Raw genomic sequence first — 24527 nt, forward strand, 5'->3', positions numbered from 1 at the left:
TCAAGCCCCTCCCTTGAACGGAAGGGCTGACAGCAAAGTCAGCTTCTATCCCCCTCAGGCCGCGACAGCCGGCTCCTCGGTCATCGGCGTCACCTCGTCAGTGCACAGCCAGACCAGATCGGCCAGTTCCAATGTGCGCCCGTCATGCGCCAATATGCCGATCGGCCGGATCGGATGGCCATCGCGCTTGTCCGCCAGCACCTGGCAGGCGGGCGTGCCGCATCCCCATTTTTCGCCCCACTGGCGCAGCGCGATCATGGCGGGGGCAAGCCCCTGCCCCTTTTCGGTCAGCCGATATTCGACCTTCCGCCGGTCGCACTGCATCGGTTCGCGCACCAAAATGCCATTTTCGACCAGCCGGGCGAGCCGGTTGGCCAATATGTTGCGCGCGATGCCCAGGGTCGATTGAAACTCTTCGAAATGGCGGATGCCCGACAATGCGCCGCGCAGGATGAGGAACGACCAGCGTTCGCCCATCATCTCCAGTGCGCTGGGCAGCGCGCATTGTTCCAGATCCTGAGCAAGGTTATGTTTCATGGCCCTAACGCATAGCGTAAAGTCACAGGCGTTGCAAAATCGCCGCCTTATTCATTCAAATGGGATTTTTTTGTTGCACCGCAAGCCCGTTCTCACACAATCGGGCAACGATGCTGCGTCAATATGAACTTGTCGAACGGGTAAAGCGCTACGATCCGGATGCGGACGAAGCGATGATCAACCGCGCCTACGTCTTTTCGGTCCAGAAGCATGGCAGCCAAAAGCGCGCCAGCGGCGACCCCTATTTCAGCCACCCGATCGAGGTGGCGGGGATTCTCACCGACTTCAATCTGGACGACCAGACGATCGTGACCGCGCTGCTGCACGACACGATCGAAGATACGCTCGTCACTTATGAGGAGATCGAAAGCGCGTTCGGCAAGGATGTCGCGCGCATGGTCGATGGCGTGACCAAGCTCAGCAAGATCGAGGCCATGTCCGAAAATGAGCGGGCCGCGGAAAATCTCCGCAAATTCCTGCTCGCCATGTCGGACGATATCCGCGTGTTGCTGGTGAAGCTGGCCGACCGGCTGCACAATATGCGCACGCTTCACTTCATCAAGAATCCCGACAAGCGCCGCCGCATCGCCAAGGAGACGATGGATATCTATGCCCCGCTGGCGGAGCGGATCGGCATGTATGATTTCATGCGCGAAATGCAGCTGCTCTCCTTCCGCGAGATCGAGCCGGAAGCCTATGCCAGCATCACCAAGCGGCTGGAGCAGTTGAAGGAAGGCGGCCATGACAAGGTCGACCGGATCGGCGCCGAACTGCAACTACTGCTGGCGGGCAAGGGCATGTCGGTCAGTGTTTCGGGCCGCGAGAAGCACCCCTATTCCATCTTCCGCAAGATGCAGGAACGGCATATCAGCTTCGAACAGCTGACCGACGTCATGGCCTTCCGCGTCATCACCGACAGCCATGAAGACTGCTACCGCGCGCTCGGCATCATCCACCAGACGTTCAAGATGGTGCCCGGCCGGTTCAAGGATTATATCTCCACGCCCAAGCGCAACGGCTATCAGTCGCTGCACACCACGGTCATCCATCAGGACAATGCCCGGATCGAGGTGCAGATTCGCAGCCGCGACATGCATAATGACGCCGAACTCGGCCTGGCGGCGCATTGGGCCTACAAGCAGAAGGGCGACGCCACCGACCATCATGCCGCCTGGCTGCGCGACCTGGTCGAAATCCTGGAGCAGAGCCAGGATGCGGACGAGCTGCTCGAACATACCCGCATGGCCATGTATCAGGACCGCATCTTCGCCTTCTCGCCCAAGGGTGAGCTGCATCAGATGCCCAAGGGGTCGACCCCGGTGGACTTCGCCTATGCGGTCCACACCTCGCTCGGCAACCAGACGGTCGGGGCCAAGGTCAACGGCCGCGTCGTGCCGCTGCGCACCAACCTTGAAAATGGCGATCAGGTCGAAATCCTGAAATCCGAAGGGCAGGAACCGCAGCCCGGCTGGCTGACCTTCGCCATCACCGGCAAGGCCCGCGCCGCCATCCGCCGCTACATCCGCCAGAAACAGCGGGGCGAGGAAATCAAGCTGGGCGAAAAGCTCTATGACGAGATCGTGGGCCGCTTCTCCCCAGACCTGGCGAAGGAACTGGGCGACAAGGCGCTGACCGCCGCGTTGAAACGTCTGAAGCTGGAGGATCGCGCCGGGCTGATGGTGGCGATCGCGACCCACCGCCTGCTCGACAGCGAAGTGATGGAGGCGCTGGTCCCCGGCTCCACCTCGCATGAAGGCATGGCCGAAGCGCATCCGCGCCAGCACGAACCCGTCTCGATCCGCGGCCTGACGCCCGGCATCGCCTATAATCTGTCCGATTGCTGCCACCCCGTGCCGGGCGACCGGATCGTGGGCGTGCGCCGCACCGGCGAACCGATCGAGGTGCACACGATCGACTGCCGCTCGCTGGAGGTGGATCAGGACGACGACTGGGTCGACCTGTCGTGGGACAGCAAGTCGAAGGGTGGGACCGCCCGCCTCTCCGTCATCGTCAAAAACCAGCCGGGCGCGCTGGCCGCCGTCGCCAACGTCTTCGGCGCGACCAAGGCGAACATCCTCAACCTGCAACTGGTCAACCGCGAAGGCCCCTTCCACACCGACATCATCGACCTGGAAGTGGCGGACGCGCAGCATTTGAACCGCATATTGTCGGCGTTGCGGGCGATCGACGTGGTGGTGCAGGCGGACCGGGTCTAGATACCGAACCGCCTGAACGGCATGGCCTATTTCTGCGCCGGCGCCTTCACGCCCGCTTCCGCCATCAACGCCTCCCACTGCGGCTTGTCCAGATGGTTGGTGAGATCGGACATATAGGCGTTGGAGGCATCTTCCCGCATCAGGTCAGCCATGGCGATCTGCCCCAATGTGCCGAACGCCTGCTGGATCGCACCAGCACCTTCATATTTGATCGCCTCGACCGTCTGCCGATGGCAATCCGTCAGCATCAAACGCTGCATCAGGCCAGCCGCGTTGACGCTCAAGGACTTGGCCTGATCGGCAGATACCTGCGACATATCCTTGATCTTGGGATTGGAGGCCATCGCGGCAAAAACCCAGCGCAGCAACATCGTCCTGTCCTCGGGCTTTGCCGCGGAAACCAGACAACGGCTCAAATCATCCTGATAAAGACCGGCCTGCCCCGCCGTCGCACCAACGCCAACAGCCAAGACTGCAACCACCAGCTTCGCTGCACGTCGCAATTTCATAACTTCTCCCTGTCTATACCCCCCATGCCCGTTCGATATGGCATGATAGCTCGCTATCCTCCATCGCGCGCGCCTGCGCAACGAACAGAAACCGCGTGACATCGCCGTCCATTTCCCCTAATGGCGCGCCAGCAGATCGGTGGCTGAACCCCGCCGATCTTCCGTCCGAGACAGTTGGTGAAGGGAATATGCCCTTCTTAATGCCCAGCCTAGACGGGGAAAAGTTCTTTACCGAACGGGTCATGCACCCGATTCGGGTCTGCCTGTTCCTTTGAGGGGACATGGCCGGTCGATCTCTCCCCTTTCGGACTTAGTGCCCCGCGCGCCCAACAGGCTTGCGGGTTTTAGCCGTTCGCTTGGACCTTCCGGGCGAAGCGAACATGAAGTGGAGTAATGGCATGGATCGTAATCAGAAAGCTGATGTCGTTTCCGCGCTGAACGCAGAACTGAACGAAGTTGGCGTGGTCGTCGTGACCCGCAACCTCGGCATGACCGTCGCACAGTCGACCGTCCTGCGCCAGAAGATGCGCGAAGCCGGCGCGACCTACAAGGTTACGAAGAACCGCCTCGCCCGTATCGCCCTTGATGGCACCAGCTACACCGGCCTGAGCGACCTGCTCACCGGCCCGGTTGGTCTGGCCACCTCGGTCGACCCGGTTGCAGCCGCCAAGGTTGCGATCGATTTCGCCAAGACCAACGACAAGCTTGAGATCGTTGGCGGCGCGATGGGTGAAGTGCTGCTCGATGCAGAGGGCGTCAAGGCGCTCGCATCGATGCCGTCGCTGGATGAACTGCGTGCGAAGCTGGTCGGCCTTCTGGTCGCCCCGGCTACCAAGCTCGCAACCGTCACCCAGGCACCGGCTGCGCAGCTTGCGCGCGTCTTCAACGCCTATGCGGAGAAGGAAGCGGCGTAAGTCGTTCCCGACCTGTTTTTTTGACCCTCATCTGACGGGGCATTTCGCCCCAAAAAAGGAAATATATCATGGCAGACATCAACGCTCTGGTCGACCAGCTCTCGGCCCTCACCGTCCTCGAAGCCGCCGAACTGTCGAAGGCTCTGGAAGAAAAGTGGGGCGTTAGCGCCGCTGCTGCCGTCGCCGTTGCCGGCCCGGCCGCTGCCGCCGCTGCACCGGCTGCTGAAGAGCAGACCGAATTCGACGTGATCCTGACCGGCGACGGTGGCAAGAAGATCAACGTCATCAAGGAAGTCCGCGCCATCACCGGCCTGGGCCTGACCGAAGCCAAGGCTCTGGTCGAAGGCGCTCCCAAGGCTGTCAAGGAAGGCGTGAACAAGGACGAAGCCGACAAGCTGAAGAAGCAGCTTGAAGAAGCCGGCGCGACCGTCGAGCTGAAGTAATCGGACTGGCCCCGGTGCGAAAGCGTCGGGGCACACCGATCCGGTTTCAGCCGGAGAAACAGGGGCGGCACCTTCGGGTTGCCGCCCCTTCTTCGTGGGCGCCGCATCGGGGCGTAAAGTGCCGGCTTCGGGTGTGGGACGCTATCCTTGGCCCTCTCCCGTCTTCACAGGAGAGGACGCATAAGGCCGAACCGCCCCCGCTTCCGATCAATAATTCCACTGCACCTGCGTACGGATCAGGCTACCTTCGGCCCGGCCCACGCGCCGCTCGTCCGCCTCGCTCCGCTTCATCCGGGCATAGGCCAGCGTCCATTCCAGCGCCTTCCATATCTGCCACTCGACACCCAGTTCGAGTTCATCGGTTTCCAGTCGCGGCGCGCTGGTCGATGCCTTCCATCCGCCGCGATAGCGCTGCCAGCGACCATAGGGGATCAACGTACCGACCGTATCGGTGGGCAGGCGGTACATCATCTGGACATAGCCACCGCTCAGCTTCTTGGTGTCGATCGATTGGCTGGCCAAGTCATATTCCGGCCCCTTGCCCCAATTCCATTCGACCTGGATGCCGAAGGGCTGCGGATAGAGCATCGCGTGCAGGCCGACGCGATTATCCTTGTAGGCAACCGGGCTGATGGATCCGCTGCGCAATTCGGGCTGGACATCGTTCAACATCGCCGACCCGCCGATTTCGACCACCTGCCCGCCCAGGTCGAAAGGCCATGTGGCAAAGGCGACCTTCATCAATCCCCGGTTCTGCTCGGTCCGGTTGATACCCTGACCGTTGAACACGCCGACGCCGAAGGCGCCGTAATTGCCGAACAGCTTTTGCCCGTCATCCCCCAGCCGGTCCCAGATCTTCTGCACCGACGGCGGCGTATAATAAGCGATGACGCCCAGATCGCGCTCGCTGGGCACCGCGCTGTTGATCGCGTCGCTTCGGTCCAGCGTCAGGCGATTGGACGAGGACTGCATATTCTCCCAGCCATAGGGCACTTTGGACTGGCCCAGGCGCAGGCGGAAATTCTTGTCCTTGTCGATGAAGATGTCGGCATAGGCATCGCGCAACTGGACATAGCCCTCGCGCCGTTCGCTGCCGGCCTGATTGTTCACCGCCGTCGCGAAATCGGATTGGAAATAGAGCGATACGCGATCGGACACATCGCCCTGCAACACCAGCCGCGCCCGACGCAGCGAAAAGCCGCCACGATCGGAAATCGCACTGTCATGGACGGACCGCAGGCGCGATACGCCCGCCGGTGCGCTATCGTCGCCGGACAGGAAGGCGTTGTAGCGCATCTGAGTATAGCCGCGCAGCGACAGCTTTTCGTACCAGGCCTTCGACTTGGGCGATGGCGCCGATGCCGCGACGGCGACCGGCGCGGCGGCAGGCGGCGTGGACGTCGCGGCCAGAGCGGAGGACGCGCCCTCGCCAGCCACCGGTGCGGCCGCAGGACCGGGCGTCGGACCTGGCGCCGGCGCATTCCTGCTGGCGGCCAGCGCGGACGTGAGCGCCTGCACCTGCGCCTTCAACTCGTCTATCTGCTGCTGCAACGCGGCGTTGCTCTGCGCCTGCGCCACCTCCGGCATCAGGGCGATCAGGCTTACCGCCAGCATCGCGCCTTTCCATCTTGATCCTGTCATGGCCCCGCCTCCGATCCGAATGCGGCGGAGCATTATGTCAGTTTGATGACGTGAAAATGACATTTACATCTCACTTTGATGACAGCGGTGGAGGAATGGTCGAGAAGCGTCGCGGGTGCATGGCAGCGGGAGGTCCGTCATCGCTGGCTTATCGCGATGGGCGCGTCTTCCTGCCCTTCGGGTGTTTCCACCTGCCCCCCAAATGCTCTAAGCCTTCGATCAGCATGTTCATCTTCACCCCCTTCGCCCGGTCTTGCCGCCGCGCCACGCTGGTCGCCGGAGCGGGGCTGGCCCTGCTCGCAAGCGGCTGTTCGGACGAGGGCAAGGGGCCGGTCGTCGTGAGCGTACTGGGCGATAAAGACGATTTCGCGAAACCGCTGCTCCATCTGCCCGACCCTGGCGCCAAGCTGATATTGGAGGCGACGGCACAAGGGCTGGTCGCCTTCGACGCCAGCGGGGAAATCCTGCCCGCGCTGGCACAGCGCTGGATCGTGGAGGATGACGGGCGATCCTATATTTTCCGCCTGCGCCGCGCTTTCTGGGCCAATGGCGCGCGCGTCACCGCCCCCGATGTCGCCCGCATGCTGATGGCGCGAATCGAATCGCTGCGCCGGCTCGACCCGGACGGTCCGCTCGATGTGGTGCAGTCGGTCGTGCCGATGACCGGCGAAGTGATCGAAATCCGCCTGACCGCCCCGCGCCCTTATGTGCTGCAAATGCTGGCTCAGCCGCAGATGGCCGTGCTGTCGCGCGACGGCGGCACCGGCCCCTATCGCCGCGCGACCAAGGGCAACGCCTCTTATCTGACGCCCGTGGACCGCACGACCGGTGACGACCCCGACGAACCGCCATCCCCTTCCCAAACGCTGGTTCTGCGCGCCGAACGTGCTGCGCTGGCGATCATCCGCTTCCGGGAAAGGGATGCCGCGCTGGTGCTGGGTGGCCGCTTTACCGACCTGCCGCTGCTGGTGCCGGCCGGTGTCGACCGGAACAGCGTCCGGGTCGATCCGGTCAACGGCCTGCTCGGCCTTGCGGTCACCGGTCAGGGCAAGCTGCTGGACGATCCGGCCATCCGCGCCGCGATTAACATGAGCATCGACCGCAGCCAGCTGCCCGCCCTCTTCCCACTGGGCGGCTGGGCGACCAGCGAGCGGCTGCTGCCCGATCAGATGGACCTTGGCCGCGCGCCCACCGATCCCGACTGGGCGGGGCTGCCGCTCGACCAGCGGCGCGCGCAGGCCGGGGCCAGCGTCACCCGCTGGCGCGCCGATAACCGTGCGCCGCCGCCGCTGCGCATCGCCCTACCACGCGGCCCCGGTGCCACCTTATTGTTCGGCATGCTGCGCCGCGACCTCGCCACCATCGGCCTGCCCATCCGGCGCGTGGCGCTCACCGCCGAAGCCGATCTGCGGCTGGTCGATGAAGTCGCCGCCTATGACAGCGCGCTCTGGTATCTGGGCCGTATCGGTTGCGCGCGGAAAATCCATTGCAGCGATGCCGCCGATGCGCAGCTTCACGCTGCCAGCCTGGCCCCGACCATGGACGAACGGGTCGCCCGCATCGCCGAGGCGGAGGCGCAGATGGTCGGCCACAACGGCTATATCCCTCTGGGGGCGCCGGTGCGCTGGTCGCTGGTGTCGAAGCGCCTCACCGGCTTCCAATTATCCGCCCGCGCGCGCCACCCATTGAACCATCTCTTGCGCACCACCAATTAAGGGGGCCGAGGAGAATTTTCAGATGGCGATTTCCCAGGACCAGTTCGACCGTATCGCGCGCGAAATGCCCGGTTTCGGCCGCGACCCCGCCTCGATCCGCCGTCGGATCGAAGCGATGGAGGCGGTGCTGGAAGGGCTGTTCGTCATTCCGGGCACCAAATATCGCGTGGGCCTCGACAGTCTGGTCGGGCTGGTCCCGGTGGTGGGCGATCTTGCCACCGCCGCCATGGGCGCCTGGATCGTGTGGGAAGCCCGGAACCTTGGCATGTCGAAATGGCAGATCACCCGCATGGCCGCCAATGTCGGCGTGGATACGGTGATCGGCGCCATTCCCTTCGCCGGCGACCTGTTCGACTTTCTCTACAAGTCGAACACCAAGAATCTGCGCATCATCCGCAAGCATCTCGATCGCCACCATCCCGCGACGGTGACGATCGACGCATAATCAGGCCTTCGGTTCGATCCGCAACTGCGCCCGGTCCTTCACCCCGCCCTGCTGCGGCGGGCAGCTGATGTAGCGATAGTTGCGGTTCATGCAGATCCACACTTCGCTGAGCGCGCCGTCGCGCGTCACGTTCAGGCGAATGCCGTCCGCGACCATCCCCTTATTCTCCGCTGCAAAGGCCTGCGCGAAATCCCGCGCCGACAAGGTCGGCCGCGCAGCCAGCGCCGCCATGTCGGGATAGCGCAGCCCCTGATAAAGCTTGCGCGACAGGGCGAAGAATTTGGTCGGATTGGTCGGCATGCAGGTGCCGTGCTTTTCCCATTCATGCTGGATCAGCTGCACCGACGGCGTCGAACAGAGGTGATCGCGGACCACCTTACGCGGCAGGACACCCGAAGCCTTGCAATATTGCGGCCATTCCTGCCCATAGCCGTCCGGCCACAACCCATGCAGGGTGAAGGCGAAATCATTGCCCGACTGGCACTGGAACGCATCGCGCGCACCGCCCCGCGACGTCTTGCAATATTGCGGCGCCCAGCTGACGGCGAGCGTATAATAGCCGATCGGCAGCACCCGCTTGGGATCATCGGCCGTCGGCCCCTCGATCTTCGGCCGCGCGATCACTTCCGGCAGGCGGCACTGATTGGCCTGTGCCATGGCCACGCCCGGCATGGCGATCGCGATGAGGGGCAGCAGCATTTTAAGCATAAGCGAAATCCAGTCCGATGTCGGCCGCCGGCGCCGACTGGGTCAGTCGGCCGACGCTGATATAGGTGACGCCCGTTTCCGCCTTGGCGCGAATCGTGTCCAGCGTGACCCCGCCCGAGGATTCGGTCGGCACCCGCCCACCGATCAGCGTCACGGCCCCGCGCAGCGTCGGCGCATCCATATTGTCGAGCAGCAAATGGGTGGCGCCAGCGGCCAGCGCCGGCTCGATCTGGTCCACCCGGTCGACCTCGACGATGATCCGCTCGACGCCCGCCGCCGCCGCGCGGCGCACCGCTTCGTCGACCGATCCGGCGACGGCGACATGATTGTCCTTGATCATCGCCGCATCCCACAGGCCCATGCGATGATTGGTCGCGCCGCCCTGCCGCGTGGCATATTTTTCCAGCACCCGAAGCCCCGGAATAGTCTTGCGTGTGTCGAGCAAGGTCGCGCCGGTCCCCAGGATCGCATCGACATAGGCCCGCGTCATCGTCGCGATGCCGGTCAGATGCTGCACCGTATTGAGCGCGGACCGCTCCGCCGTCAGCATCGCCCGCGCCTTGCCCCGGATGCGCAGGATGTCGGTCCCGGCCGTCACCCGATCGCCATCGCGATGCAGCAGTTCGATCTCGACCTCCGGATCCAGCGCCCGGAAGAACGCTACCGCGATCGGCAACCCCGCCAGCGTCACATCGTCCCGGCTGTCCATCACCCCGTCGAACACCGCATCGGCAGGGATCACCGCCTCACTGGTCACATCGCGCCCATCGGGGCCAAGATCTTCGGCCAGCGTGGCCGCCACGAAAGCATCAAGGTCGAAACCGGGTAGGGAGAAGGCGGTCATGTCAGGGCCGCGCGCCCACATCGCCCTGCCCTACCGTGCCGCTGGCCATTTCCAGCATCCGGTCCAGACTCTTCTTCGCCTGCAACCGCAGCGTCTCGTCCATTTCGATGCGCGGCTGCAAGTCGCGGAGCGACAGATACAGCTTCTCCATCGTGTTGAGCGCCATATAGGGGCAGATGTTGCAGTTGCAGTTGCCGTCCGCACCGGGCGCCCCGATGAAATTCTTGTCCGGCACGGACTTCTGCATCTGGTGGATGATATGCGGTTCGGTCGCCACGATCAGCGTGTCGCCGGGCATCGTCTTGGCAAAGTCCAGGATGCCGCTGGTCGACCCGACATAATCGGCATGATCGACGATATAGGGCGGACATTCGGGGTGCGCGGCGATCGGCGCATCGGGGTGGACGGCCTTCAGCTTCAGCAACTCCGTCTCGCTGAACGCCTCATGCACGATGCACACGCCCGGCCACAACAGCATGTCGCGGCCCAGCTTGCGCTTGAGGTACCCGCCCAGATGCTTGTCGGGGCCGAAGATGATCTTCTGATCCTTAGGGATCTGCGCCAGAATCTTTTCAGCGGACGAAGACGTCACGATGATGTCGGACAGCGCCTTCACCTCGGCCGAACAGTTGATGTAGCTGAGCGCAATATGATCGGGATGCGCCTCGCGAAACGCTTTGAACTGGGCCGGCGGGCAGCTGTCTTCCAGGCTGCAACCGGCGTCCATGTCCGGCAGCACGACGATCTTGTCCGGCGACAGGATCTTGGCCGTTTCCGCCATGAAGCGCACGCCGCAGAAAGCGATGACGTCGGCGTCCGTCTCCGCCGCCTTGCGCGACAGTTCCAGGCTATCGCCGACGAAATCGGACAGATCCTGAATTTCGGGCGACTGATAATAATGGCCAAGGATCACGGCATTGCGCTCCTTGCGCAACCGCTCGATTTCAGCACGCAGGTCGGTGCCCTGCGGAATCCCGGTGAAAGCGTTCATACCCTGTAACTCCTGCGTCCCTGCAAAGCGGGCTTACCGCGCGCCCTAGCGGGCCTGTCTCCGGTTTGCCAGTACCTCGTTGATCGGTGTGGTGACGTCCCATTGCTCGCGATGATCCGCCCTGCGCTCCGACGGGAAGGTCACGATCACCCGCGCATCGCCAAAACCCATCGCGGCCAGCGGCGCACTCATCAGCCTGGCCGTCGCATTGCGTCCATATTCGCGCGCCTGTGCCATGCGTTCGGGCGACCGGGCGGAGGCTTCCGCCCGCGCCTGCGCATGGGCGGACGCCTTGCGGCTCAATGCCTCGCCCGCCTCGCGCGTGACGAACATGCCGCTGGTGCGCACCAAAGTCCGGCGCGCTTCGTCCACATTGGCCTTGTCCGGCTTCACGTCCGGCGCGTTCACGATCAGCGTCCGGCTCTTTGCATCCCATTCCAGATCGCGCGCGGTCAGGCCCGACAGGTCGATGAAATAGTCGACCGAATAGGGCATCTTCACCACCTGGTCGGATTTCAGCCAGCCAAAGCCGCGCACATCCTGCGCCGTACTCTGGACCACACCGTTCAGCCGCGACACGCGCAGGTCGCTGGTGCCGGCGATCTTTTCGGCGATGATCTTCGTCACCGCCGACCCGTCATCCTCCACCGCCACGACATAGTCGCGATTATAGCGCTGCCAGCCGACCAGCATCGCCGCGCCCACGAACAGGATCAGCAACGCGGCGCCGATCGGCCCGGCATAGCGTTTCAATGCGCCTGTCAACGCATCTGCCATCGACCGTCCCCGGTGGGTTCGGCCAGTCCCCGACCGCCCAGGTCGATCAGATGCGCCAGCACCGATCGTCCGGCGGCGCCATGCAGGCGCGGATCGACGCCCTTGTACATCTCCGCCACCATGTCCGGGATGGCGCTGTCGCCATTGCGTTCGAGGAAGCGCAATATCTGCCCCTCCCGCTGCTTGCGATGCCCCATCATCCCGCGCACCAACCGCTGCGGATTCTCGATCGGCTCGCCATGGGCCGGGTAATAGACGACATCGTCGCGGCCCAGCAGCAACTGCATGGACCGCATATAATCGGTCATGTCGCCATCGGGCGGCGAAATGACGCTGGTGGACCAGCCCATCACATGATCGCCGCTGAACAGCGCCTTTTCCTCCAGCAGGGCGAAACATAGATGGTTGGACGTATGGCCCGGTGTCGCCACCGCCGCCAACGTCCATCCCGGACCACTTACCTGATCGCCATCGGCCAGCACTTGGGTTGGCCGATAATCGGCGTCGAAAGCCGCATCCGCGCGCGGCCCGTCATCGTCCAGCGTCAGCGGCGCGCAACCGATGACCGGCGCGCCGGTCAGGTCGCTCAACGGCCGCGCGGCGGGGCTATGGTCGCGATGGGTATGGGTGCATAATATCGCCACCACCGGCCGCCCCGCAATCGCGGCGGTCAGCGCCGCCAGATGATCGGCATCGTCCGGCCCCGGGTCGATCACCGCCACCGCCTGCGCGCCGACGATATAGGTCTGCGTGCCCGTATAGGTGAAAGGCGACGGATTGGGCGCCAGCACGCGATGAACCAGAGGGCTGAGCGCCATCATGACGCCGGTCGGCAGGTCGGCCGGATCGAAGGGAGGTGCCATGCCCACCCATGTGCCCATTTACGCGCGGATTTCAAGGGTGGGCGGCGGGGCAATCGCCGAGGCGGCATGTCTTGAAACAGCAAAAGCGAGACTTAGCTTGGTCGTCACCCCGGACTTGATCCGGGGCCCCGCTTTTCTGGACGCAGCGTACCGCGAGAGAAGCGGGATGCCGGGTCAAGCCCGGCATGACGAAAGAGGGTATGACTGCAATCGACCAAAGTCGAACGCCCCTTTGACCCTCTCCCGCCTTCGCGGGAGAGGCAACGAAGACTTGGCAGCCTGCTGCCTAGTCGCAGTCGGTGAGGGTCTTTTTTTTCTTTCTGACCAAGCACTCTCTGCCAGCAAGAAAAAGGCCCTCACCCAACCCTCTCCCGTGAAAAACGGGAGAGGGTTAAGGCAAGCAGCCATTCCGCTAGCTACCCCTACCCGCCGTTCAACTGTCCTACTCCGCCCCTCTCTGCTATGCTTCCCCCATGCCGACGCCGCACCCCTCCTCACCCTCGCCCACCTCGCAACAATATGTCCAACTCCTGTTCCAAAATGTCGCATTCAGGGGGAAATGTGCGAAGTTAAGCGCGGCTTTTCCAACATGAGCGCTGCCCTCCCCGAACGCTGGCGCCAGCATCTCGCGCTTGATCGGCGCCGTTCCACCCACACCGTGCGCGCCTATATCGCCACGGCGGAGCGGTTGATCGCCTTCCTCGCGGAGCATCGCGGGGAAGCCGTCACCGCCACCATGCTCGCCAGCCTCGATCAGGCCGACCTGCGCGCTTTCCTGTCCAGCCGCCGCGCCGACGGCATCGGCAACCTGTCCGCCGCGCGTGAACTGTCCGCCGTGCGCGGTTTCCTGAATTTCGTCGGCGGCGACGATGCCCGCGTGCCGCATCTCAAAGGCCCACGGGTCAAGCGTGGCCTACCCCGCCCCATCTCCCCCGACGAAGCGATCGCGCTGGCGCAGGATATCGCCGAAACCGCCCGCGACGGCTGGATCGGCGCACGCGACTGGGCGGTGCTGTTGCTGCTCTATGGCGCGGGCCTGCGCATCGGGGAGGCGATGGGCCTGAACGGCGACATTTTGCCGCTGGCCGATACGCTGCGCGTCACCGGCAAGCGGAACAAGACCCGCATCGTGCCCTTGCTGCCGCAGGTGCGCGACGCGATCACCGCCTATCTCGACCTCTGCCCCTATCCGCCGGCCCGAGACGAGCCTTTGTTCCGGGGTGCGCGCGGAGGGCCGCTTTCCCCCGCGCTGATCCGCCGCGCAGTGCAGGGCGCGCGCGGGCGCCTCGGCCTGTCGGACCGCACCACGCCGCATGCGCTACGCCATAGTTTCGCGACCCATCTGCTCGGCCGCGGCGCGGACCTGCGCTCCCTTCAGGAACTGCTAGGCCATGCCAGCCTGTCCTCGACCCAAATCTACACGCAGGTCGATGCCGCCCATCTGCTCGACATCTACCGCAACGCCCACCCGCGCGCCTGAAATCGCCTTATATCGGCCGCAATCGCAGGACAGCTTGCATCTTCCTCGGCCCGAAGGGGAATGCGATGATGCTGCGTCTGATATTGGCCCTGCAAAGCGTCGGCGCCGCCGACATTCCTGCCGATTTCGACCTGAAGAAGGTGAAGCCCTCACCTGACGCCAACGCCATCGTCGTCACCGCGCGCCGCCAGAGCCAGCGGGTCGATAACGAGCCTGTCCCATTGAATAGCGAACCGCCACTCGGCCGCGCGGAAATGGGGCTGTTCGGCAAGGTGAAGGGCAATGTCCGTGCCGAAAGCCAAAGCTTCAGCAACGGCACCACCTCCCAACGGGTGATGGTGGGGGTGAAGATCCCCTTCTAGCCTTTGGGCCGCCAGGTCGCGAGCCGCCAGAGATAGAGCAGCACCGCCCCGACGACGCAGGCGGTCGCAGCCGGCCCGACATAATGATCGATGTTGCGGAAATTCTGCCCCAGCACATAGCCGGCATAGGCCAGGATGACGTTCCAGATCAGCGCCCCGCCGGTGGTCCACAACAGGAAACGGACATGCCCCATGCGGAACAGCCCGGCCGGCAGCGATATCATCGTGCGGAACGCCGGCATGAAGCGAAACACGAAGACGACGATCTGGCCATATTTGCCGAACAGCCGGTCCAGCGCCTCGACATCGCGCCATTCCAGCGTCGCCCAGCGGCCATAGCGATCGACCAATGGCTTCAACCGGGCAAAGCCCAGCATATGGCCGACCAGATACCAGAAATAATTGCCGATGGTGGTGCCGATGGTGCCGGCCAGCAGCAGCCATTCCATCGCCATCCGCCCCTGGCCGACGCGAATGCCACCAATGCCCATGATCAGTTCGGACGGGATCGGCGGAAAGACATTTTCCAGGATCATCAGAAAGAAGATCCCCCAATATCCACCCGCGTCGATCAGGCGGAGCACCCAGTCGGTCATATCCCTAAACCCGTTCGTGCTGAATAGAGGCTGAGCCTGTCGAAGCCTCGTATCGAAGCGTCACGCAAAAAATCCTTCGATACGCCATTTCGACAGGCTCAATGGCTACTCAGGACGAACGGTTGAACGGGGTGCATGGCCTCACGCCGCCGCCCGCGCTGCCAATCGCGCGTCGATCGCATCCCAGATCAGCCCGCCCGTATCCGTGCCGTCGAACGCGTCGATCGACACGATGCCGGTCGGCGAGGTCACGTTGATTTCGGTCAGCCATTCGCCGCCGATCACGTCGATCCCCACGAACAACAGCCCGCGCGCCTTGAGTTCCGGGCCAAGCGCGGCGCAGATTTCGCGCTCCTTATCGGTCAATTCGGTCTTGGCCGCCGATCCGCCGACAGCCAGGTTCGATCGGATCTCACCCTTGCCCGGAATGCGGTTGACCGCGCCCGCGACCTCTCCGTCGATCAGCACGATCCGCTTGTCGCCTTCCGCGACGCCGGGGATGAAGGCCTGCACCATGAAGGGTTCGACCCATGACGCGTTGAAGAGTTCCACCAGCGACGACAGGTTCGCGCCGTTGCTGCCGACATGGAACACCGCCACGCCGCCATTGCCGTACAAAGGCTTCACCACGATCTCGCCATGCTCGGCCAGAAACGTCTTCACCTGGGCCAGGTCGCGAGTGATCATCGTTGGCGGCATGAAGCGCGCATAATCCAGCACGAACAGTTTTTCAGGCGCGTTGCGGACGCTGGCGGGATCGTTCACCACCAAAGTCTCATCCTGCACCCGTTCCAGCAAATGGGTGGCCGTGATGTAGCTGAGGTCGAAGGGCGGATCCTGCCGCATCCACACGACATCGACGTCGCGGCCCAGATCCAGCAGCTCCGGCTCACCGAACGCGAAATGGTCGCCCTGCACCTTTTGCACCTTCACCGGCCGCGCCTGCGCCAGCACCCGGCCGTCGCGGAAGGTCAGGTCCGGCGCCAGATAATGATAGAGCCTGTGCCCCCGCGCCTGCGCCGCCAGCATGATGTGGAAGGTCGAATCGCCCCCGATCTTGATCCCCTCCATGGGGTCCATCTGCATCGCGACGGTCAGGGGGTTGAGTTCGGTCATGCGCGCGGCTTCCTTCCATATCCGTTCGTGCTGAGTAGGGACTGAGCGAAGCCGAAGTCCCGTATCGAAGCATCGCCCAGCACCCATCCTTCGATACGCCACCTCGACTTAGCTCGGCGGCAACTCAGGACGAACGGGGAAGCGAGACGCCTATCCCCCATGCCAGACATTGGCCAGATGGCGCGGCGCGCGGCCCGGCGCAAGGAGGATGACGTCGATTCGCATATCATCGCCCGGTTTCGCCAGATCATGCCACAATATTTCCGCCGCCGCTGCGACCCGCGCCAGCCTGCGCTCGTCGATCGCCAGGTTGAGGTCCGCCGCACTCCCCCGCGCCTTCACCTCGACGAAGGCGATCATGCTGCCGCGTCGCGCGACCAGATCGACCTCGCCCGCCGGGGTCCGCATGCGGCGGCCCACAATCTGCCAGCCTTTCAGCCGCAGCCACCAGGCGGCGATGCGTTCGGCCTGACGCCCGCGCTTCTCCGCCTGCTGTTTGCTCATTCCTCGGCTTCCGCGGCCTTCAATTCCGTCGCCCGGTCGTAGAGCGTCCGCCGGTCCAGACCCAGCTTCTTCGCCACCTCGCCCGCCGCCTTCGATACCGGCAACCGCGTCAGCGCCTCGAGCAACGCCGCGTCGGCATCTTCCGCGCTCGCCGGTGGTGCTTCTCCGGGCGGTCCGACGGTCACGACGATCTCCCCCTTGGGCGGCGCATCGGCGTAGCGGGCGGACAATTCGGTCAACGTCCCCGTCGCCGTCTCCTCGAACGTCTTGCTGATTTCCCGGCTGACCGCAGCATCCCGGTCGCCCAGATGCGCGGCCATCGACGCCAGACTGTCCGACAGGCGCGGCCCGCTTTCGTAAAAGACCAAGGTCGCCCGCAGCGCCGCCACCTCGTCCAGCGCATCACCCCGCGCCTTCGCCTTGCTGGGCAGGAAACCCATGAACAGGAAACGATCGGTCGGCAGCCCCGACAGCGTCAGCGCCGCGATCGCCGCGCTGGGGCCGGGCAGGGTCGTGATCCTGCGCCCCGCCGCCCGCGCGTCGCGCACCAGCTTATACCCCGGATCGGAAATCAGCGGCGTCCCCGCATCCGAAAGCAAGGCGACCGATTCGTGGCCCATCCGCTCCACCAGTCGCTGCCGCACATTTTCCGCGCTATGATCATGATAGGGGACCATCGGCCGGTCCGACCCGGCATGGCGCAGCAGGCGCGCGCTCACCCGTGTATCTTCCACGGCGACCACATCGGCCAACCGCAGGACTTCCGCCCCGCGCGGCGTAAGGTCACCAAGGTTGCCGATTGGCCCCGCCACGATATAAAGCCCGGGTTCAAGCCCTGAAGGTTCAGTTTCCATAAGGACGCCAGATGACAGAGACGGATGCCCCCCGGCAAGCAAACATGTTCGCCGCCGCAAAAAGGGGCGCACGGATCGCCTTCATGGGGGCGGCGCTGTTCCTGGCCGCCTGTCAGTCGATCGTGCCCAAGGGGCCGGGACCAGTCGCGCCCACTGGCCCCACCCAGCCGACCGGCCCCGAAGTGGTGCAGGGCCTGCCGACCGACACCGCGCGTCATCGCGTCGCGCTGCTGGTGCCGATGACCGGCACCAATGCGGGCGTGGGCCAGTCGATCGCCAACGCCACCACGCTGGCGCTGCTGGATACCAAGACCGACCGGGTGCGCATCACCACCTATGACACGGCGCTGGGCGCGGCGGCCGCCGTCAACAAGGCACTGGCCGACGGCAACCGCCTGATCCTTGGCCCCTTGCTGGCGGAGGATGCCCGCATCATCGGGCCTATCGCCGCGCGCGCCAATGTGCCGGTCGTCAGCTTCTCCAACGATGCCAGCATCGCGGGCAGCGGCGTCTATGTGCTGGGCTACAACACCGCCCAGTCGATCGACCGCGTCGTCGATTATGCCAAGGACAAGGGTCTGACCCGCTTCGGCGCGCTGGTGCCGCGTGGCGTCTATGGCGAACGGGCCGGCAACGCCATGCTGCGCGCGGTCGAGCAGGCCGGCGGCACCGTCGTGTCGATGCAGACCTTCGACCGATCGCCCGCCTCCATCACCGCTGCGGTGAAGAAGCTTCAGGCGTCATCCAGCTATGACGCGCTGCTCATCGCCGACAGCGGCCGGGTTGCGTTGCAGGTCGCGCCGATCGTGCGCAAGAATGGCGGCGCCACCGCGCGCCTGTTGGGCACGGAACTCTGGAACACCGACACCGCGCTGGCCGCAAGCCCTGTGCTGCGTGGCGCTTGGTTCGCCAGCGTGTCCGACACGCTCTATCGCCAGCTCGCCAACAAATATCGCGCCCGCTACGGCAGCGCGCCTTTCCGCCTGTCGTCGCTCGGCTATGATTCGGTGCTGCTGACCGTCCGCATCGCGCAGGACTGGAAGCCCGGCTCCCCCTTCCCGGCGGCCCGCCTGCGCGATGCCGGTGGCTTTTCCGGCATTGACGGTGCCTTCCGCTTCAACCGCGCGGGCGTTGCCGAACGCGCGCTGGAAGTCGGCGAAGTCGGCGCCGGCGCCATCACCGTGATCGACCCCCCCCCGCGCGGCTTCGGCGAGTAAAAGACGATCCTCCCCCGCAAGGGGGAGGATTTAGCGGACCCGCCCCATCGGCAGGATCAGCGGCACGTCCCCGTCCCGCTCGATCCGGGCGGTCACGCCATAGACGCGCGCCAATATGTCGGGCGTCAGCACATCCATCGGCGCGCCGTCCGCGACCAGCGCGCCATCATCCATCAGCAGCAGCCGGTCGCAATAGCGCGCCGCCATGCTGAGGTCGTGCAGCACCGTCACCACCAGCGCCCCGTCCCGCGCCTCGGCCCGCAGCAGGTCCATCACGTCGATCTGATGTCCGGGGTCGAGCGCGGCCAGCGGCTCGTCCGCGATCAGCGCTCGCGCGCCCACGGCCAATGCCCGCGCCAGCAGCACGCGCGCGCGCTCACCGCCCGACAATTCGGTCGCGACCCGGCCTTTCAAATGCAGCACATCGGCCCGCGCCATCGCCGCCTCGATCACCGCCGCGTCATCTGCCGACAGGCGCGACAGCGGGCCCAGATGCGGCAACCGTCCCAGCGCCACCAGCCGCTCGACACCCAGCGGCCAGTGCAGCGTCTGACCCTGCGGCAGATAGGCGATCGACCTCGCCACGCTCTGCCGATCCAGCCCGGCGACATTGCGCCCATCGATCAACACTTGCCCGGCTTCCGGCTTTACCAGCCCCAGCAGCGCGCGGATCAATGTGGACTTGCCTGCGCCATTGGGGCCGATCACGCCCACCAACGTCCCCGGCGCCATCGTCACGCCGACATTCCGAACCGCCGCATGGCGCCCCAGCCGGACCGACAGCCCTTCCGCAACGATCGTCACCATAGCCGCCGCTCCCGCATCAGATGGACAAGAAAGACCGGGACGCCCAGCAACGCCGTGACCACGCCCAGCTTCAGTTCGTTGGTCGACGGGATCAGCCGCACGCCGATATCCGCCAGCGTCAGCAGCGCCGCCCCGCCCAGCAGCGAGGGCAGCAGCACGGCCGATGGCGACCGGTCGGTCAGCGGCCGGACCAGATGCGGCACGATCAGGCCGATAAAGCCGATCGAACCGGACACCGCCACAGCGCCGCCCACGCCGATCGCCACGCCCAGCATCATGCGCAGCCGCGCCGCCGACAGGTTGACGCCCAGCGCCTGCGCGCCTTCCTCCCCCAATGTCAGCGCGTCCAGCGTCCGCCCGTCGGCCAGCAGCAATGCCGCGCCGACGATGACGCAGGGCAGCGCGATCCAGACATGGTCATAGCTGCGATTTTCCAGGCTCCCCAACAGCCAGCTCATGATTTCCATCGCGGCGAAGGGGTTGGGCGACAGGTTGAGCGCCAGGCTGATCCCCGCCCCCGCCAGCGTCGATACGGCGATGCCGGCCAGGATCAGCGTCAGCGGGCTTTCCGCCGATCCCGACAGCAGGAACAGCGTCAGGATCGCGATCGCCCCGCCCAGGATGGCCAGCAACGGCAATGCCAGCGGATGCAGTTCGGACAGGCCGAAATAGAGCGCGCAGACTGCCCCGAGTGCCGCCGAATTGGATGCGCCCAGCACGGATGGTTCGGCCAGCGGATTGCGCAGATAGCCCTGCAACGCCGCCCCCGCCACGCCCAGCATCGCGCCGACCAGCAGGCCCAGCAGCATGCGCGGCAGGCGCAGGTCCAATATGATGGTGCGGGCGATCATGTCGCCGCCACCGGTCAGTACAGCCCAGATGCGCGTCGGGCTGATCGTCACCGCGCCCAGAAATATGGAGGCGAAGGCCGCGCCGACGACGATCAGCGCCAGGCCGGGGATCAACAGGGGATGATAGCGGCCTGCGCTCATGGCTTGCCTCCTTGCCTGTGCTTGTTAAGGCGGTGGGGATGATCGGCCGAATGATCCTTGCGGCGACCGCCCTGTTCGCGCTCAGCGGCGCGGCTGCGCCTCCACGTCGGATCGTATCGCTCAATGTCTGCGCCGACCAATATCTGCTCGCACTGGCCGATCCGGGTCAGATCGCCGCGCTCAGCAGCAATGCCCGCGACCCCACCTTGTCGGCGGCGGCGGACAAGGCGCGCGGGTTTCGAATCCTGCGCCGGCCGTCGGAAGAAGTGCTGGCGATCCAGCCCGACCTGATCCTGGGCTATCCGATCGGCCCCGACAAGGTCGCCGGTGCCCCGCCGGGCGACTGGCGCACGCTCGGCCTCGCCAGTGCGGAAAGCTATGGCGCGATCCTCGACCAGATCCGTCAGGTCGCGCGCGCCATCGGCCATGCCGACCGGGGCGAAGCGCTGATCGCCGGCATGAACCGCGATCTTGCCACCCTGCCCCATATTGGCCGGGATAAGGTCGCGGCCTATTATCAGCGGCGCGGCTATATGACCGGCACCGGCACGTTGATCGACGATCTCATGCATCGCGTTGGCCTCACCAATCTCGCCAGCCGGCTCGGCAAGCCGATGCTGGCGCAGATATCGCTGGAGGAAATGGTCGCCGCTCGCCCCGACTGGCTGATCGTGGAAAGCGCGACCGACCGGGTGGTCGATCAGGGCACGGAAATGCTGCACCATCCCGCGCTGCGCACCATCCCGCGCATCAGCCTGCCGCAAAGCTGGACCGTGTGCGGCGGCCCGGCCTATGTGCAGGCGGCAAGGGCCATCACGGCGCGCCTGAACGCGCCGCGCTGACCCCAGCCAAAAGCCCTCAGAAGCGGACACGCACGCCGCCATAGGCAGCGCGGCCATAGGTGCCGTAACCATAGGCCGTCTGGTAATTCTCATCGGTCAGATTGTCGACGCGACCATAGACTTCGAGCTGCTCGCCCACGGGGAAGGAGGCCCTGATGCCGGCCAGCGCATAGCCATCCAGCCGGCGCGTGTTCGCCGCATTGTCGAAACTGTCGCCCACCATCGTGACGGTCGCGCCGGTCGACAGGCCGAAGGGCCAGACATAGTCGGCCGACACGCTCACCGCATTGGCGGCGCGGCGGGCAAGGCGATTGCCATAGGTGGCCGATCCGGCCGACCGGTCGCGCGCATCGACATAGGAGTAGCTGCCCGTCACGGTCAGCGCGTCCACCGGCTTCAAGGCGATCGAGGCTTCCACGCCCTTGGCGCGGGTCCGGTCCAGATTGGCGTAGCCACCAAAGGGCGGAAGCGAGACGTCATAATTGATCTGGTTGCGGGTATCGCGCTGGAACGCCGTGACCGACAGCACCGCCCGGCCACCATCCAGCCGCTGGTCGAAACCGATATCATAGCTTTTCGACCGTTCGGGGGTCAGCGCCCTGTTGCCGCTGAACGTGTCGTACAACTGATAGAGCGACGGCGCCTTGAACCCCTCGCCATAGCTCAGCCGTACATTGGTCGCGCCGCCATTGGGCGAATAATTGGCGTTGGCGCCAAAGGTGGTCGCGCCGCCGAACTGGCTATGATCGTCATGACGCACACCGCCGGTGACGGCCAGGCCCGTGAAGGGCTTCACGATCGCCAGCGCATAGACGCTGTCGATGTTGATCTTCGCGCTCGTCGTGCTGCCGAAGCCGAAATAATCATAGTCCGGCCGCTCATGCTCGTAACCGAAGACCAACTTGGCCTGATCGACCGGTGCATAGACGCCTTCATATTCGAAGCGCAGGTTGGTGCCGCTATAACCATAATCGACATCCGCGCCGCGCGCCGAATAATAGTCGCGATCGTTGCGCATCCAGGTGACGGCCGCCCGATTGGTCAGCTTGCCGTCCAGCAGCGCAAGGTTGATGCCGGCATAGCCGACATATTGGTCGGTAATGGCGACTTCGGGCGTATCGGCCAAAGCATAGGCCGGCGCCGGGAAGCCATCCACGTCCAGATCGGCATGAATATAGTAGCCGCGCAGGTCGAGGCTCAGGCTGTCCGAAAAGGCCAGCTTCAATCGTGCATTGGCGGCGATATTCTCGCTGCCGTCGCGCTCTGTGCCGTTGGCGGCCGACGAAATGCCATCGGTGCGGAAATAGGCAGCGCCCACGCCGCCCGACGCGATACCGGCGGTACCGGATATGTCGGCCTTGGCGCTAAACGTGTCGCTATAGCCATATTCGGCCGAAGCGTTGGCGCCGAAGCCATCGGCCGGCACGCCGGTCATGATGTTGACCACGCCGCCGATCGCCTGGCTGCCATGCACCACCGAGTTGGACCCGCGCAGCACCTCGATCCGGCGGATATTCCCGGTCAGCAGCGGGCCGAAATCATAGCCGTCACCGATGCCGCTGGGGTCGTTCACCTTCACCCCGTCGATCAGCACCAGCGTCTGCGTCGTTTCCGCGCCGCGCAGCGACACGCCGGTCTGCGCACCGACGGTGCCGTTGCGGTTGAAACGCACGCCCGGCGTCGTCGCCAGCAGGTCCACCACGTCGATCGCCTGCCGCGTTTTGATCGTATCCGCGTCGATCACGGTGATCGCCTGACCGACCTCGTCGCGCGACTGCTCGATGCCCGCGGCGGTCACGACGATATCGTCGTCCGCCTGCGCCAAGGCCGGATTGGCAGCAACCAGAGCCACCAGCGAAAGTCCATATTTCAACATTGTCATTGCCCCTAAAGCGTCGGTGCGACGTCGGCAGGGGCGTCCGCCCGAAAGCGGTCGGGCCTTCGGGGGGATGACGCCATATCCCGTCCGCAGCCCGATGCGGCCCCGGCCGCATGGCGTCGCTCGACGGAAAACCACCGTGCCCCGACCATCCCCTGGACCAAAGCAAGAGCGACCAAGCGCCGGCCGGTCTCCTGGCTCGCGGGTCACGGCACGATGCACGCCTTCCCGGATTGCTCCAGTGGCTGCCCTTTGGGGGCCAGTGCATCGCGCTATCCGCTCACAGTTGCAGGGACAGCCGTGGATTAAGGCGCTTGTGACGCCCGCACCACATTCCCGATTAACCCGTTTCCGGGCACCGGCGCGATCATGTTGCAGGAAAGACATGCCTCCCCCACAGCGCGCGCCATAAGGGAAAGCCGGGACGCTGCCAAGCGGTCCTATGTTTGGCGGATGTCGCTGTGGCCCCGCAGCAACAGGGCGTCGGACCGCGCCAGTACGACCAGCGGCAATCCGGCCGCCTCGGCCCGCTCCGCCGCCAGCCGGGTCGGCGCGGATATGGTGACCAGTAGGGGGCAATCGGCCAGCACCGCCTTCTCCACCAGTTCATAGGAACAGCGCGACGACAGCAGCGCAAAACCCCCGTCCCAGTCCGCCCCCATCCGCACCATCGCACCGATCAGCTTGTCGAACGCATTGTGCCGGCCGACATCCTCCCGCGCCAGCCGGATCGCGCCGTCCACGCCGACCCAGGCCGCCGCATGCGCCGCACCGGTCGCAGCATTCAACGGCTGATGATCGCGCAAGTCATCCAGCGCGCGGAAGATGGCCGCCCGGTCCGCGCGTGAGCTCGTGGTGACACGCGGCAAAGGCCGGATCGCCTGCTCCAGATTCTCGATCCCGCACAGGCCGCAGGAGGAATCGGACGCGCGATGCCGCACCCGATCCAATAATCCATCGGTGCGATGCGGCGGCAATGTCGCGCGGGCAACGATCCCCGCGCCTGTATCATGCACATCAATGTCCAGCAGCGCATCGTCCCGGCTCACCAGCCGCTCGGCCAGGCTGAACCCTTGTACCAGATCGCCGATATCGCTCGGCGTCGCCATCAACACCGCATAGCCCGCGCCATTATATTCGATCGCGACCGGCACTTCTTCCGCCAATGGCCGCTCGACGGCCCGCGTTGCGCCGTCGGGTGTCAAACGATCGAATGTCAGGGGGCTTGCGGCGGCATCATCCATGATCACGGCCTAGCGGCAGACGGCATCCCGC

25 protein-coding genes and 1 riboswitch are annotated in these 24527 nt (G+C 64.9%); of the genes, 9 read left to right on the forward strand and 16 right to left on the reverse strand.

Annotated elements, in window-relative coordinates; genetic code table 11:
• Positions 1-54 precede the first annotated feature (54 nt).
• Positions 55-537: a winged helix-turn-helix transcriptional regulator gene (locus tag F4U94_RS10935; protein ID WP_120250808.1), complete on the reverse strand. Its 483-nt coding sequence runs from the start codon at positions 535-537 to the stop codon at positions 55-57.
• A gap of 110 nt (positions 538-647) precedes the next feature.
• Here F4U94_RS10935 and F4U94_RS10940 point away from each other — a divergent pair, with 110 nt between their 5' ends.
• Entirely contained in the window at positions 648-2753 is a 2106-nt protein-coding gene (locus tag F4U94_RS10940) for a RelA/SpoT family protein (RefSeq protein WP_120250809.1), read from the forward strand.
• A gap of 26 nt (positions 2754-2779) precedes the next feature.
• On the opposite strand, the gene F4U94_RS10945 is transcribed toward F4U94_RS10940, so the two are convergent.
• On the reverse strand, positions 2780-3262 hold the full coding sequence (locus tag F4U94_RS10945; protein ID WP_120250810.1) for a hypothetical protein: 483 nt from the start codon (positions 3260-3262) through the stop codon (positions 2780-2782).
• Positions 3263-3660: 398 nt separating this feature from the next.
• Between F4U94_RS10945 and rplJ the strand changes: the two genes are divergently transcribed.
• A complete protein-coding gene (gene rplJ / locus F4U94_RS10950) occupies positions 3661-4176 on the forward strand; it encodes a 50S ribosomal protein L10 (protein ID WP_120250811.1) in 516 nt (171 codons plus the stop codon).
• Positions 4177-4244: 68 nt separating this feature from the next.
• Positions 4245-4619, forward strand: a complete 375-nt coding sequence (gene rplL, locus F4U94_RS10955) for a 50S ribosomal protein L7/L12 (RefSeq protein WP_120250812.1) — start codon at positions 4245-4247, stop codon at positions 4617-4619.
• 207 nt (positions 4620-4826) lie between these two features.
• Here rplL and F4U94_RS10960 read toward each other — a convergent pair whose 3' ends face one another.
• On the reverse strand, positions 4827-6233 hold the full coding sequence (locus tag F4U94_RS10960) for a porin (protein ID WP_120250813.1): 1407 nt from the start codon (positions 6231-6233) through the stop codon (positions 4827-4829).
• 251 nt (positions 6234-6484) lie between these two features.
• Here F4U94_RS10960 and F4U94_RS10965 point away from each other — a divergent pair, with 251 nt between their 5' ends.
• Together F4U94_RS10965 and F4U94_RS10970 are read left to right on the forward strand one after the other, a co-directional pair.
• On the forward strand, positions 6485-7975 hold the full coding sequence (locus F4U94_RS10965) for an ABC transporter substrate-binding protein (RefSeq protein ID WP_120250814.1): 1491 nt from the start codon (positions 6485-6487) through the stop codon (positions 7973-7975).
• A gap of 22 nt (positions 7976-7997) precedes the next feature.
• The gene (locus F4U94_RS10970; RefSeq protein ID WP_120250815.1) at positions 7998-8420 is read left to right on the forward strand and encodes a DUF4112 domain-containing protein; all 423 of its coding nucleotides are present in this window, start codon (positions 7998-8000) and stop codon (positions 8418-8420) included.
• Here F4U94_RS10970 and F4U94_RS10975 read toward each other — a convergent pair whose 3' ends face one another.
• Genes F4U94_RS10975 through F4U94_RS10995 form a run of 5 tightly spaced genes read right to left on the reverse strand, consistent with a single transcriptional unit; the run spans position 8421 to position 12603 of the window.
• Complete coding sequence (locus tag F4U94_RS10975) at positions 8421-9128, reverse strand: ribonuclease T2 family protein (protein ID WP_120250816.1); 708 nt, start codon at positions 9126-9128, stop codon at positions 8421-8423.
• Entirely contained in the window at positions 9121-9972 is an 852-nt protein-coding gene (nadC, locus tag F4U94_RS10980) for a carboxylating nicotinate-nucleotide diphosphorylase (protein WP_120252163.1), read from the reverse strand. Before nadC ends, F4U94_RS10975 begins: the two co-directional genes overlap by 8 nt.
• Before the next feature lies 1 nt (position 9973).
• Entirely contained in the window at positions 9974-10963 is a 990-nt protein-coding gene (gene nadA / locus F4U94_RS10985; protein WP_120250817.1) for a quinolinate synthase NadA, read from the reverse strand.
• A 45-nt stretch (positions 10964-11008) separates the two neighbouring features.
• Positions 11009-11728 carry a DUF4230 domain-containing protein gene (locus tag F4U94_RS10990; protein WP_120250818.1) on the reverse strand — a complete coding sequence of 240 codons (720 nt, stop codon included), beginning with the start codon at positions 11726-11728 and terminating at the stop codon, positions 11009-11011.
• Positions 11725-12603 (reverse strand): MBL fold metallo-hydrolase, encoded by an 879-nt coding sequence (locus F4U94_RS10995; RefSeq protein WP_120252164.1) that lies wholly within the window; start codon positions 12601-12603, stop codon positions 11725-11727. Before F4U94_RS10995 ends, F4U94_RS10990 begins: the two co-directional genes overlap by 4 nt.
• Before the next feature lie 589 nt (positions 12604-13192).
• Here F4U94_RS10995 and F4U94_RS11000 point away from each other — a divergent pair.
• Positions 13193-14083 carry a tyrosine recombinase XerC gene (locus F4U94_RS11000; protein WP_120252165.1) on the forward strand — a complete coding sequence of 297 codons (891 nt, stop codon included), beginning with the start codon at positions 13193-13195 and terminating at the stop codon, positions 14081-14083.
• A gap of 65 nt (positions 14084-14148) precedes the next feature.
• Positions 14149-14445 carry a hypothetical protein gene (locus tag F4U94_RS11005; RefSeq protein WP_232015727.1) on the forward strand — a complete coding sequence of 99 codons (297 nt, stop codon included), beginning with the start codon at positions 14149-14151 and terminating at the stop codon, positions 14443-14445.
• Here F4U94_RS11005 and F4U94_RS11010 read toward each other — a convergent pair.
• The 4 genes from F4U94_RS11010 to rsmI form a co-directional block, all read right to left on the reverse strand.
• On the reverse strand, positions 14442-15041 hold the full coding sequence (locus F4U94_RS11010; RefSeq protein WP_120250819.1) for a DedA family protein: 600 nt from the start codon (positions 15039-15041) through the stop codon (positions 14442-14444). The two genes, F4U94_RS11005 and F4U94_RS11010, sit on opposite strands and share 4 nt — an antisense overlap.
• Before the next feature lie 141 nt (positions 15042-15182).
• Positions 15183-16157, reverse strand: a complete 975-nt coding sequence (gshB, locus tag F4U94_RS11015; RefSeq protein WP_120250820.1) for a glutathione synthase — start codon at positions 16155-16157, stop codon at positions 15183-15185.
• Positions 16158-16307: 150 nt separating this feature from the next.
• The gene (locus tag F4U94_RS11020; protein ID WP_120250821.1) at positions 16308-16661 is read right to left on the reverse strand and encodes a YraN family protein; all 354 of its coding nucleotides are present in this window, start codon (positions 16659-16661) and stop codon (positions 16308-16310) included.
• Positions 16658-17515 carry a 16S rRNA (cytidine(1402)-2'-O)-methyltransferase gene (gene rsmI, locus F4U94_RS11025; RefSeq protein ID WP_120250822.1) on the reverse strand — a complete coding sequence of 286 codons (858 nt, stop codon included), beginning with the start codon at positions 17513-17515 and terminating at the stop codon, positions 16658-16660. Before rsmI ends, F4U94_RS11020 begins: the two co-directional genes overlap by 4 nt.
• Before the next feature lie 11 nt (positions 17516-17526).
• Here rsmI and F4U94_RS11030 point away from each other — a divergent pair, with 11 nt between their 5' ends.
• Positions 17527-18732, forward strand: coding sequence for a penicillin-binding protein activator (locus tag F4U94_RS11030; protein WP_427771228.1), 1206 nt, complete (start codon positions 17527-17529; stop codon positions 18730-18732).
• A 30-nt stretch (positions 18733-18762) separates the two neighbouring features.
• Here the strand turns inward: F4U94_RS11030 and F4U94_RS11035 are convergent, their stop codons facing one another.
• The gene (locus F4U94_RS11035) at positions 18763-19539 is read right to left on the reverse strand and encodes an ABC transporter ATP-binding protein (protein ID WP_120250824.1); all 777 of its coding nucleotides are present in this window, start codon (positions 19537-19539) and stop codon (positions 18763-18765) included.
• On the reverse strand, positions 19533-20531 hold the full coding sequence (locus F4U94_RS11040; RefSeq protein ID WP_120250825.1) for a FecCD family ABC transporter permease: 999 nt from the start codon (positions 20529-20531) through the stop codon (positions 19533-19535). Before F4U94_RS11040 ends, F4U94_RS11035 begins: the two co-directional genes overlap by 7 nt.
• 38 nt (positions 20532-20569) lie before the next feature.
• On the opposite strand from F4U94_RS11040, the gene F4U94_RS11045 reads away from it, so the two are divergent.
• On the forward strand, positions 20570-21373 hold the full coding sequence (locus tag F4U94_RS11045) for an ABC transporter substrate-binding protein (protein WP_120250826.1): 804 nt from the start codon (positions 20570-20572) through the stop codon (positions 21371-21373).
• 16 nt (positions 21374-21389) lie between these two features.
• Here the strand turns inward: F4U94_RS11045 and F4U94_RS11050 are convergent, their stop codons facing one another.
• A complete protein-coding gene (locus F4U94_RS11050; RefSeq protein ID WP_120250827.1) occupies positions 21390-23249 on the reverse strand; it encodes a TonB-dependent receptor plug domain-containing protein in 1860 nt (619 codons plus the stop codon).
• Between the two features lie 170 nt (positions 23250-23419).
• Positions 23420-23630: riboswitch (cobalamin riboswitch) on the reverse strand.
• A gap of 62 nt (positions 23631-23692) precedes the next feature.
• Entirely contained in the window at positions 23693-24496 is an 804-nt protein-coding gene (gene fdhD, locus F4U94_RS11055) for a formate dehydrogenase accessory sulfurtransferase FdhD (protein ID WP_120250828.1), read from the reverse strand.
• Between the last annotated feature and the right edge of the window lie 31 nt (positions 24497-24527).

It is taken from the genome of Sphingobium limneticum (assembly GCF_008710155.1).
GTDB lineage: Bacteria > Pseudomonadota > Alphaproteobacteria > Sphingomonadales > Sphingomonadaceae > Sphingobium > Sphingobium limneticum.